The sequence below is a fragment of the Gordonia amicalis genome, from assembly GCF_022059885.1.
GTDB lineage: Bacteria > Actinomycetota > Actinomycetes > Mycobacteriales > Mycobacteriaceae > Gordonia > Gordonia amicalis.
Genome location: NZ_CP091855.1, coordinates 4,195,826 through 4,207,486, shown reverse-complemented (window position 1 = coordinate 4,207,486; position 11,661 = coordinate 4,195,826). Strand labels below are relative to the sequence as shown.

The following is an 11,661-nucleotide window of genomic DNA, read 5'->3' as shown; positions in this document are numbered from 1 at the left end:
TTGTCGCCGATCGGAGCGTTGTCATGACGCAGTCCCTCTCACACTGTCGATGTTGTTGCGGCCGGCGGCCCCCTTTCCAACGACGCAGAGGATGCTCGGGTGACCGTTTCATACAACCCCATCACCAGTGACCCATTCGCCGCCGTATCTGCCACCGAAGCCACCTCTCGCCATGCAAGCTTGAGCCGTCAACTAGTAGGTGGCACTCCGGTGCTCCGGATCTCCGAACCTTTCGCCGGAGCAGGACACGGATTCTGGGCCAAGCTCGAGGGATTCAACCCAGGCGGAATGAAGGACCGCCCGGCGTTGCACATGGTCGAACGCGCCCGTGCACGAGGCGATTTGGCCCCAGGCGCGCAGATTGTCGAATCGACCAGCGGAACCCTGGGTCTGGGATTGGCGTTGGCTGGCATCGTCTTCGGTCATCCGGTGACATTGGTGACCGACCCGGGACTGGAGCCGATTCTGCGGCAGATGCTGGCAGCCTATGGCGCTCACGTCGATATCGTGACCGAGCCCCACCCGACCGGCGGATGGCAACAGGCACGACGTGACCGGGTGCGTTCGCTGCTGCAACTCGACGACACCGCGTGGTGCCCCGATCAGTACTCCAACCCGGACAATGTGACGGGATACAACCCGCTCGGGGTGGAGCTGATCGCACAGCTGCGGCACGTCGATGTGCTGGTGTGTTCAGTGGGTACCGGCGGGCACTCCGCGGGTGTGGCGCACGCCCTGCGACAGTTCAACCCCGATCTGGAGGTCGTGGGTGTGGACACGGTCGGCTCGACGATCTTCGGGCAACCCGCACAATCGCGAGTCATGCGCGGCCTCGGCTCGAGTATCTATCCGCGCAACGTGGACTACGACCAGTTCAGTGAGGTTCACTGGGTGGGGCCGGCCGAGGCGGTGTGGGCATGCAGGACCCTCGCCGCCACGCATTATGCGACCGGTGGGTGGAGCGTCGGCGCCGTGGCCCTGGTGGCAGGCTGGCTGGCACGAACCCGATTGGCCGATACCCGGATCGCGGCAATCTTCCCGGATGGACCCGCGCGTTACTACGGAACCGTCTACAACGACGAGTACTGCCGCGCACACCACCTGCTCGACGTGCCGGTGCCGACCGGGCCTCGCACCATCGATGATCCGTTGAACGAGGTGGCGACCAGTTGGACGCGGTGTGGTTCTGTTGTCGATCCGACTCGCATTCGACGCGCCGAGCCTGCGAGCTGATAGATGCGCCGGTTGTATCGCACTTTCCGCAGTTTTGACCGTCCTAGCCAGGTGTTGATGGTCAACCAGTTCACCATCAATCTCGGCTTCTACATGCTCATGCCCTACCTGGCGGCCTATCTCGCCGGACCGTTGGCGTTGGCCGCGTGGGCGGTCGGACTGGTCTTGGGTATCCGGAACTTCTCACAGCAAGGCATGTTCCTGGTCGGAGGAACACTGGCCGATCGCTGGGGTTACAAGCCACTGATCGTTGCGGGCTGTCTCATCCGAGTCATCGGATTCATTTTGCTGGCATGTGCCACGTCGTTGCCCGCGATTCTGATTGCCTCGGCGGCAACGGGATTCGCCGGTGCATTGTTCAACCCGGCGGTGCGTGCCTACCTGGCCGCTGATGCCGGGGAGCGTCGAGTCGAGGCGTTCGCCGTCTTCAACGTCTTCTACCAGGCCGGAATCCTCTTGGGGCCGCTCGTCGGACTGGCATTGACCGCACTCGACTTTCGGCTCACTTCCCTGTGTGCGGCGGGAATCTTCGCGATTCTCACGATCGTTCAGATCAAGGCACTACCGTCGGCCAAACCGCCCGCGAGCGACAACTCGGTTGTTCAAGACTGGCGAACTGTGCTGGTCAACCGCCGATTCTTGCTCTTTGCGGTGGCTATGACCAGCTCGTATGTGTTGTCGTTCCAGATCTACCTCGCCTTGCCCCTTCATGCCGATCGGATCGCGGACAGTCCAACGGCGGCAACCGGAGTCGTCACTGCAATGTTCGCGGTGACCGGGTTGGTGGCCATAGCGGGGCAGCTGCGCATCACCTCCTGGTTCGCCAGGAAATGGGGCAACGCCGGGAGTCTGAGTGTGGGTATGGCTGTGATGGCGGCAGCTTTCCTGCCACTGATCGTGACCACCACCACCGATCAGGGCAATCTCGCCGTCAACATCGCCGCACTGCTGTTGACTGCCGCGATACTTGCCGCGGCAACCGCAGCGGTCTTTCCGTTCGAGATGGACACGATGATCGGACTTGCGAACGGCAAACTGGTCGCGACCCATTACGGCCTCTACAACACGATCGTAGGAGCGGGAATCCTGTTGGGTAATGCCGTGACGGGATGGCTGTACAGCGTTGCTGCGACCCAGGGCAGAGCGGAGCTGATCTGGGTCGTGCTGCTATTGACGGGTACGGCTTCGGCATCAGCGCTGTTCGTGCTGAACCGTCGTGGTTGGCTCGCCCTCGACGTCGGTCTCGGTCGGGAAGTTGCGACGAGCCAGTAGGTCTCGCGGGTGGGTTACCGCCAGCCGAAGCGTTCGCGGAGTTGCTCGGCGACGGCATCGAAACGTGCACGATCGAGGACGGCGCCCTCGCGTCGGATTCCGTCGGCGTCGACGACGAGGACCCGATCCAGGCGAACCCAGCTGGGGCGGTTCGACGAGTCCCAGCCGCCGGACCCGACACCGAACCAGTCGTCGTCGGCGGCGCGTCGGTCGTTGCTCGAGAGCATCAGCCCTAGGACGTCGTCGGTGGTCTCGGCGCGCGCATCGCGGCCGACCACGAGGACTGGTCGGTCCTTACCCTGCGTGGGGTCCTCCTCGTAGGCGACCCAGGTCCAGACGATCTCGCCGGGATCGGCGTCGCCGTCGAGGTCCGGGACGTAGCTGATCGTGCGCGCCAGCTCCCGACTCGGTCGGAGAGCGGCGGGGCGATTGGTGCGGGTCATGCGGAAGTTTCTCCCATCAGGAACTCGTCCACCGCGTCGGCGGTCAGCGCGGCGGTCGGCTTCTTCTTCGGGTTCAGGTCGTGACCGACCTTCTCGAGTTCGACGATCCGCGTCGGCGCGTCGATCAGGCCGATGGCCTCGGCCATCTCCTCGGTGGTTCCGAACGGGTCGGTGCTGCCGTGGACGACGAGGGTCGGCACCGTGATCGACGGCAGGTGTTCGGTGCGCAGCCGGTCGGGCTTGCCCGGTGGGTGCAGCGGATAGGAGCTGAGCAGGAGACCGTCGGCGAGGGCCGGCCCGTCCTCGGCAACGGCCATCGACGCCTGGCGGCCGCCATAGGAGTGACCGCCGACGAACAGCGGGCCGTCGGACTCGGCCCGGAACATCGCGCAGGCGGCGCGGATGCCGTCGCGGTCGGCCGGCGACGTCGACGGACTGGGAGGTCCCTTGGGGCGGCGGCGGCGATAGGAGAGGTCGATCCGGGCGACGACATACCCGCGCGAACTCAGCTCGTCTGCCAGCGCGCGCAGGATGACGGCGGAACGGTTCCCGCCGGCGCCGTGCGCGAGGACGATCGTGGCGCGCGGTGTGCCGTCGGGACGGTGCACGTCGGCGGCGACGTCGTCGGTCTCGACGATGGTGATGGTGGTCCCTGGCTTTTCCGACTCGTCGGACTCGGCTGTCACGGCTGCCACGGTAGCGCCCCGCCATCCGCCTGGGCACCATTCGCGGCGCTCATGAGAACATGGTGGTCAACGCCCGTGTCCATCCTCGAGGAGTAGTTCCAATTCCCACCTTCGCCGACCAGACCTTCACCGACCCGGCGCGCATCCGGAACTTCTGCATCATCGCCCACATCGACCACGGAAAGTCGACGCTGGCCGACCGGATGCTGCAGCTCACCGGCGTGGTGGAAGAGCGCCAGATGCGGGCGCAGTACCTCGACCGCATGGACATCGAGCGTGAGCGCGGTATCACCATCAAGGCGCAGAACGTACGCCTGCCCTGGCAGCTCGACGGTGACGACTACGTCGTGCACCTCATCGACACCCCCGGTCACGTCGACTTCACCTACGAGGTGTCGCGTGCGCTCGAGGCGTGTGAGGGTGCGGTGCTGCTCGTCGACGCGGCCCAGGGCATCGAGGCACAGACCCTCGCCAACCTCTATCTGGCGATGGAGAACGACCTCACCATCATCCCGGTGCTCAACAAGATCGACCTGCCCGCGGCCGACCCCGACCGTTACGCCGCCGAGCTCGCCCACATCGTGGGTTGTGAGCCCGAGGACGTCCTGCGGGTGTCGGGCAAGACCGGTGTCGGCGTGTCGGAGCTGCTCGACGAGGTCATCCGCAAGGTGCCGGCACCCGTCGGCGACGCCGACGCCCCGGCGCGAGCCATGATCTTCGACTCGGTCTACGACACCTACCGCGGCGTCGTCACCTACGTCCGTGTGGTCGACGGCAAGATCGTGCCCCGCGAGAAGATCCAGATGATGTCGACCGGCGCCACGCACGAACTGCTCGAGGTGGGCATCGTGTCACCGGAACCGAAGGTCACCCAGGGTCTCGGTGTGGGCGAGGTGGGCTACCTCATCACCGGTGTGAAGGACGTGCGGCAGTCGAAGGTCGGTGACACCGTCACCACCGCCCGGCACGGCGCGACCCAGGCCCTGACCGGCTACCGCGAACCGCGGCCGATGGTCTACTCGGGCCTGTACCCGATGGACGGCTCGGACTATCCGGTGCTGCGTGAGGCGCTGGAGAAGCTGCAGCTCAACGACGCCGCGCTCACCTACGAGCCGGAGACGTCCGTGGCGCTCGGGTTCGGATTCCGGTGCGGCTTCCTCGGGCTGCTCCACATGGAGATCACCCGCGAACGTCTCGAGCGCGAGTTCAATCTGGACCTCATCTCGACCGCTCCCAACGTGGTGTACCGCGTGGTGATGGAGGACGGCTCCGAGCATGTCGTCACCAACCCGTCGGACTGGCCGGAGGGCAAGACCCGCCACATCTACGAGCCGGTCGTGAAGACCACCGTGATCGCGCCGAGCGAGTTCATCGGCGCCATCATGGAACTGTGCCAGTCGCGCCGCGGCGAGCTCGGCGGCATGGACTACCTCTCCGAGACCCGCGTCGAACTCCGCTACACGCTGCCCATGGCGGAGATCATCTTCGACTTCTTCGACTCGCTGAAGTCGCGGACCCGCGGTTACGCCTCGCTCGACTACGAGGAGGCGGGCGAGCAGGAAGCGGACCTGGTGAAGGTCGACATCCTGCTGCAGGGTGAGGCCGTCGACGCGTTCAGCGCGATCGTCCACCGCGACGCCGCCTACGCCTACGGCAACCGGATGGCGCTCAAGCTCCGGGAACTCATCCCGCGCCAGCAGTTCGAGGTTCCGATCCAGGCGGCCATCGGCTCCAAGATCATCGCGCGCGAGAACATCCGGGCGATCCGCAAGGACGTGCTCGCGAAGTGCTACGGCGGCGACATCAGCCGTAAGCGCAAACTGCTCGAGAAGCAGAAGGAAGGCAAGAAGCGGATGAAGACGATCGGCCGCGTCGACGTCCCGCAGGAGGCGTTCGTCGCGGCGCTCTCCACCGATGCAGCAGGTGACAAACCGAAGGGCAAATAGATGGCGGGGCAGGACAGCGCAACCAATCCGGTACTGGCACAGAGCGATCTGCCCTACGAGCTGCCGGACTTCACGTCGATCTCCGACGACGATTTCCTGCCTGCCTTCACCTCGGCGATGGCGTCGCATCTCGCCGAGGTCGAGGCCATCGCGTGGGACCCCGCGGAGCCGACGTTCGCCAACACCGTCGAGGCGCTGGAGTTGTCGGGCCGTGACCTGGCTCGCGCGTCGGGAATCTTCTTCAACCTCGTCGGCCCCGACACCAACCCCAAGCGCAACGAGATCTCCCAAGAACTCTCGACGCTGCTCACCGATCACGGCAACACCATCGCGATGAACCCGGTTCTGTTCGGCCGGATCTCGGAACTCGCCTCCCGGACCGACGAACTCGACCTGACCGAGCCGCAGCGTCGTCTCCTCGACAAGCGGTACCGCGAGTCGGTGCGCGCCGGCGCCGGTCTGCCCGCGGCGGAGCAGGAGGAGATGCGTCAGATCGCCTCTCGGCTGGCGTATCTCACGACCACGTTCTCGCAGAAGATCCTCGACGACACCAACGAGTCGGCGGTGCTCGTCGACGACGCGGCCGACCTCGACGGGTTGTCCGCAGGCCAGATCACGGCCGCCCGACGAGCGGCCGCCGATGCCGGTCACGAGAGCGGATACCTGATCACCCTGGAACTGCCGACCAGTCAGGCCGTGCTCACCGAGCTGACGAACCCCGCTGTGCGTCAACGGGTCTTCGATGCGTCGGTGAACCGTTGCTCGCGCGGCAATGACCACGACACCCGTGACCTCGTCCTCGAGATCGTGCGTCTGCGTGCCCGCCGCGCCGAGCTCCTCGGTTACCGCGACCATGCCGAGTTCGTGATCGCCGAGCAGACCGCACCCGACCCGTCGGCGGTCGACGACATGCTCCGTGAGCTGAACGAGACCGCGATGCGTGCCGGTGGTCGGGAACTGACGCGGCTCACCGAGTTCGCCGGCGACGTCGAGATCGGTCCCGCCGACCTGACCTTCTGGCTCGAGCGCGAGAAGCAGGCCAGATCGTCGGTCCCGCTCGACGGTTTCGCCGACTACTGCGAACTCGACACCGTGCTCACGCGGGGCGTCTTTTACGCCGCGAACAAGCTGTACGGCCTGCAGTTCGTCGAACGGACCGGCCTGCCCGTCTATCACCCCGACGTGCGCGTGTGGGAGGTGCGGGACGACGCCGGCACCGGCATCGGCCTGTTCCTCGGTGACTTCTACGCGCGGCCGTCGAAGCGCGGCGGTGCCTGGATGAACAACATCGTCGACCAGTCGTCGGTGTTGCAGACCCAGCCGATCATCGTGAACGTCCTGAACCTGACGAAACCCGATGAGGGGCAGCCGTGTCTGCTCAGCATCGATCAGCTCACGACCCTGTTCCACGAGTTCGGACACGCACTGCACGGTCTGCTGTCGTCGGTCGAGTACCCGTCGCAGTCGGGGACATCCGTGCCGCGCGACTTCGTCGAGTTCCCCTCTCAGGTCAACGAGATGTGGGCGCTGCATCCGGAGGTGCTCGCCAACTACGCGCTGCACCACGCGACCGGCGACCCGATCCCGGCCGAGCTGGCCGCTGCCGCACGCGAATCCGCGGGCGCCGAGACCGCACACGGGACCCTCGAGTACCTGGCGGCGTCGTCGCTGGACCTGGCCTGGCACCGGCTGACGGTCGAGGAGGCCGCTGCCGTCACCGATGTCGAGGCCTTCGAGGCGAAGGCCCTCACCGAGGTCGGCCTGCAGACCGATCTGATCCCGCCCCGCTATCGCAGCGCCTACTTCAACCACGTTTTCGGCGGCGGATACTCGGCCGGTTACTACAGCTACATCTGGTCGGAGGTCCTCGACGCCGAGACCGAACAGTGGTTCCTCGCCTCGGGCGGCCTGGAGCGCGAGAACGGCCGGCGGTTCGCCGAGGCGACGCTGTCGCGCGGTGACAGCGTCGACCCGCTCGTGTCGCACGAGACGCTGATCGGCCGCAAGCCGCAGATCGAGCCGCTGCTGCGTCGTCGTGGCCTTGCTGCCTGATCGGGGCCGGTCATGACGAGCAACCATCGCCGGAACCTGTCGCGGTTCGCGATGCTCAGCATCGTGACCGCCGTCGCGGTCTTCGGGCTCAAACTGCTCGCCTGGTGGGTCACCGGATCGGTGGGGCTGTTGTCCGACGCGCTCGAGTCGATCGTCAACGTCATCGCGGCCGTGGGTGCGTTCGTCGCTCTTCGGGTCGCGGCGAAACCGCCGGACCAGCGTCACAACTTCGGGCACACCAAGGCCGAGTACTTCTCGGCGGTCTTCGAGGGTGTGCTGATCGTCGTCGCAGCGGTCATCATCGTGGTAACCGCGGTGGACCGGCTCATCAACCCGCGTGAGCTCGAGGAAGTCGGACTCGGCCTCGGCATATCCGTGGGCGCCACGGTCCTGAACGCGGTGGTGGCCTGGATTCTCATCAGCGCCGGCCGGAAACACCGCTCGTTGACCCTCGAGGCCGACGGCAAGCACCTGATGACCGATGTGTGGACGACGGTGGGCGTCGTCGTGGGCGTGTTCCTGGTCGCGTGGACCGGTTGGCTCCCGCTCGACCCGCTGATCGCCATCGCGGTCGCCGTCAACATCATGGTCGTCGGCACCCAACTCGTGTGGCGGTCGGGCGCCGGTCTGATGGATTCCGCACTACCGGCAGAACAGCGCAACGCGATCAACGACGTGCTCGACCGGCACCGCGCCGACGGTATCGTCTTCCACGACATCCGCACGCGCGAGGCGGGTCACCAGAGATTCGTGCAGTTGCACATGCTGGTGCCGGGGGACTGGTCGGTACAGCACGCCCACGACCTCACCGAGGTCGTCGAAGACGATCTGCATGCCGCGGTCCCCGATCTGAACATCACGACACACCTCGAGCCGGTCAACGATCCGCGGGCCTACGAGGACTGGCGGCTGGAGTAGCAGGACGTGTGCCGGCCGACCGCAGGTGTGGCCTGGGCAGAGTTTCGATCTCACTGATTTGAAATCCGATGACGATCACGCTGGTTGCTAGCGTGGTTCGGTCCGCCGGTCACAGCCCGTACCGGCCGGTCCCGTTGAGTCTTGGAGGAAGAGTGAGCGCTGGCCCGGCCGCGCGGCGCGGCATCCGTCGGACGAGCACCGCTGTGCTGGTGAGCTTGCTGGCAGCGGTGATGGTGGTCGTCGCGGGTTGCGGTGGCGGATCGACCGACGAACCCGGCGGAGTGGACATCTCCAGCGGTGATCGACACCTCGATCTGGTCGCCTACGCAGTCCCCAAGATCGGCTTCGACGAGATCATCCCGGCCTTCCGCGAAACCCCGGCGGGTGAGGACCTCGGCTTCTCGGTGTCGTACGGCGCGTCCGGTGACCAGTCGCGCAAGGTGGCCCGTCGTGTTCCGTCCGACGTGGTGAACTTCTCGGTCGAGCCCGACATCACCCGACTGGTGAAGGCTGGTCTGGTCGACGAGGACTGGAAGAAGCAGGCTCCCAACAACAGCACCCCGTTCGGGTCGGTCGTCGCGCTGGTGGTTCGCAAGGGCAACCCGAAGAACATCCGCGACTGGGCGGATCTGCTGAAGCCCGGCGTGCAGGTGGTCACCCCGAATCCGGGCAGCTCCGGCTCGGCGAAGTGGAATCTGCTGGCACCGTACGCCGCGATCAGCGACGGCGGTCGCAACCCGCAGGCCGGCCTCGACTACGTGGCCGAACTGGTGCGTGACCACATCAAGGTGGTCCCCAAGTCGGGTCGCGAAGCCACCACGGCCTTCGAGCAGGGCCAGGGCGATGTGCTGATCAGCTACGAGAACGAGGCGATCATGCTCGACCGGGCGAACGCCACCGCCGGCCCGGACAATGAGGTCGAGTACGTGATCCCGCCGCAGACGTTCAAGATCGAGAACCCGGTCGCGGTGATCAACACTTCCGACGACCTCGCCGGCGCGCGGTCGTTCGTGGACTTCCTGTTCACCCCGGAGGCGCAACGAATCTGGGCCGAGCAGGGCTTCCGGCCCGTCGACCCGGCGGTCATCGACGAGACCCGGAACCTGTTCCCGGGTGACATCGCGAAGCTGTGGACGATCGCCGAACTCGGCAAGGTACTCGGGGAGGGAACCGCCGAGGAGAACGACGGCACGGACCTGACGGGTTGGAAAGCCGTGGACGACGCCCTGTTCGGGAAGAAGGGCGCCATCACCAAGATCTACGACTCAGGGGGTGTGCAGTGACCTCGGTCGATCCTGTCGGAACACCGGTCACGGCCCCGGACACCGGCTCGCCGGTCCCCGATGCCGGACCGCCGCGCGGATTCCTCGGACGCTCGCGGACGTTCGCCGGCGTGAGCCCGATGACCATCGGCATCGCCTGGCTCTGGCTCAGCATCATCGTGCTGCTCCCACTGGCCGCGATCACGGTGCAGTCCTTCGACGACGGCTGGAGCGGTTTCTGGGAGGCCATCTCCGCGCCCGTCGCGGTGGACGCCATCTGGATCACGGTCCTCGTGTCCGTGGTGGCCGCGCTCATCAACGTCGTGTTCGGCACCCTGATCGCGTGGGTGCTGGTGCGCGACGAGTTCCCCGGTAAGGGATTCGTCAACGCGATCATCGACCTGCCGTTCGCACTGCCGACGATCGTTGCCAGCCTCGTGCTGCTGTCGCTGTACGGGCCGAACAGTCCCATCGACATCCAGCTCAACGCCACCAAGCCGGCACTGGTGATCGCGCTGACCTTCGTCACCCTGCCGTTCGTGGTGCGCCAGGTACAGCCGGTGCTCATCGAACTCGACGTCGATGTCGAGGAGGCCGCTGCGGTGCTCGGCGCCAACAACGCCACGATCTTCCGCAAGATCGTCCTGCCGGCACTGCTGCCGGCGATCCTGACCGGTGCCGGCCTCGCGTTCACCCGTGCGATCGGTGAATTCGGTTCGGTGGTGCTCATCGGCGGCAACATTCCCGGAGACACCCAGGTGGCGTCGCAGTACATCCAGCAGCAGGTCGAGATCGACGCACCGGTCGACGCGGCCGCGATCTCGGTGGTACTGCTGCTGATTGCCTTCGTCACCCTGCTCGTCCTGCGTGTCGCGGGCCGGTGGCAGTCCAAGCGGGAGGACGCAGACCGATGAAGGTTTCACCGCTGACCAGGTACGGGCTGCGCACCGTCGCGCTGGTCTACCTGTTCATCCTGCTGGTCGTCCCGGTCGGCACCATCTTCTATCGCTCCTTCGAACACGGCATCGTCCAGTTCTGGGAGTGGATCACCACTCCCGCGGCCATCTCTGCGCTCCAGCTCAGTCTGCTCATCGTCGCGATCGTGGTGCCGCTCAACGTGGTGTTCGGGGTGATCACGGCGCTGGCACTGGCCCGCGGCCGGTTTCCCGGCAAGGGTCTCCTGCAGGCGGTCGTCGACCTGCCGTTCGCGGTGTCGCCGGTGGTCGCCGGTGTCGCGCTGATCCTGTTGTGGGGCCACGGGGGCTGGTTCGGCGGCGTCGAGAGTCTCGGATTCCGGATCATCTTCGGCTTCCCCGGCCTGGTGCTGGCCACGCTGTTCGTCACCCTGCCGTTCGTCGCCCGTGAGGTCGAACCGGTGTTGCGTGAGATCGGCACCGAACAGGAGGAGGCGGCCGCGACGCTGGGAGCGAACTCGTGGCAGGTCTTCTGGCGGATCACCCTTCCGGCGATCCGCTGGGGTCTGACCTACGGCATCGTCCTGACCGTCGCCCGAGCGCTCGGTGAATACGGTGCGGTGACCATGGTCTCGTCGAACTATCCCGGTGTCTCCCAGACGCTGACCCTGTTGGTTCACTCCCGCTACACCGACGACTACAACGAGTTCGGCGCCTACGCGGCGGCGACGCTGCTGATGTTCGTCGCCATCCTGGTGCTCGTGCTCATGTCGCTCATCGAGCGCCGCGCCAAGTCCCGTCTCGTCGACGCCAGTGAATCCACCTCGGGCGACGCCGAACTCACCGAAGTCGACCTGACCCCGCCGCACGGGCCGGAGTCCGTCGACGCCAAGCAGGTCGTCCACTCGAACGCCCACAACAAGGAAGGCGTGTGA

The 11,661-nt window shown here is 66.1% G+C and carries 10 protein-coding genes; 8 read left to right on the top strand and 2 right to left on the bottom strand.

Annotation, left to right across the window (positions count from 1 at the left end; translation table 11 throughout):
- Positions 1–99 precede the first annotated feature (99 nt).
- A complete protein-coding gene (locus IHQ52_RS19325; protein WP_096274188.1) occupies positions 100–1,233 on the top strand; it encodes a PLP-dependent cysteine synthase family protein in 1,134 nt (377 codons plus the stop codon).
- Between the two features lie 3 nt (positions 1,234–1,236).
- The gene (locus tag IHQ52_RS19320; protein WP_096274186.1) at positions 1,237–2,505 is read left to right on the top strand and encodes an MFS transporter; all 1,269 of its coding nucleotides are present in this window, start codon (positions 1,237–1,239) and stop codon (positions 2,503–2,505) included.
- A 14-nt stretch (positions 2,506–2,519) separates the two neighbouring features.
- Here the strand turns inward: IHQ52_RS19320 and IHQ52_RS19315 are convergent, their stop codons facing one another.
- Positions 2,520–2,948, bottom strand: coding sequence for a type II toxin-antitoxin system PemK/MazF family toxin (locus IHQ52_RS19315; protein ID WP_096274184.1), 429 nt, complete (start codon positions 2,946–2,948; stop codon positions 2,520–2,522).
- Complete coding sequence (locus IHQ52_RS19310) at positions 2,945–3,643, bottom strand: alpha/beta hydrolase family protein (protein WP_096274182.1); 699 nt, start codon at positions 3,641–3,643, stop codon at positions 2,945–2,947. Before IHQ52_RS19310 ends, IHQ52_RS19315 begins: the two co-directional genes overlap by 4 nt.
- Positions 3,644–3,693: 50 nt before the next feature.
- On the opposite strand from IHQ52_RS19310, the gene lepA reads away from it, so the two are divergent.
- The 6 genes from lepA to cysW all read left to right on the top strand — a co-directional run bounded on the left by lepA (position 3,694) and on the right by cysW (position 11,661).
- Complete coding sequence (gene lepA / locus IHQ52_RS19305; protein WP_006434838.1) at positions 3,694–5,580, top strand: translation elongation factor 4; 1,887 nt, start codon at positions 3,694–3,696, stop codon at positions 5,578–5,580.
- Complete coding sequence (locus IHQ52_RS19300; protein WP_096274180.1) at positions 5,581–7,632, top strand: M3 family metallopeptidase; 2,052 nt, start codon at positions 5,581–5,583, stop codon at positions 7,630–7,632.
- A 12-nt stretch (positions 7,633–7,644) separates the two neighbouring features.
- Entirely contained in the window at positions 7,645–8,550 is a 906-nt protein-coding gene (locus IHQ52_RS19295; RefSeq protein WP_096274178.1) for a cation diffusion facilitator family transporter, read from the top strand.
- Positions 8,551–8,702: 152 nt separating this feature from the next.
- Positions 8,703–9,833: a sulfate ABC transporter substrate-binding protein gene (locus IHQ52_RS19290; protein ID WP_394854754.1), complete on the top strand. Its 1,131-nt coding sequence runs from the start codon at positions 8,703–8,705 to the stop codon at positions 9,831–9,833.
- On the top strand, positions 9,830–10,726 hold the full coding sequence (gene cysT / locus IHQ52_RS19285; protein WP_096274174.1) for a sulfate ABC transporter permease subunit CysT: 897 nt from the start codon (positions 9,830–9,832) through the stop codon (positions 10,724–10,726). Before IHQ52_RS19290 ends, cysT begins: the two co-directional genes overlap by 4 nt.
- On the top strand, positions 10,723–11,661 hold the full coding sequence (gene cysW, locus IHQ52_RS19280) for a sulfate ABC transporter permease subunit CysW (RefSeq protein WP_024500483.1): 939 nt from the start codon (positions 10,723–10,725) through the stop codon (positions 11,659–11,661). The genes cysT and cysW overlap by 4 nt, the downstream gene beginning before the upstream one ends.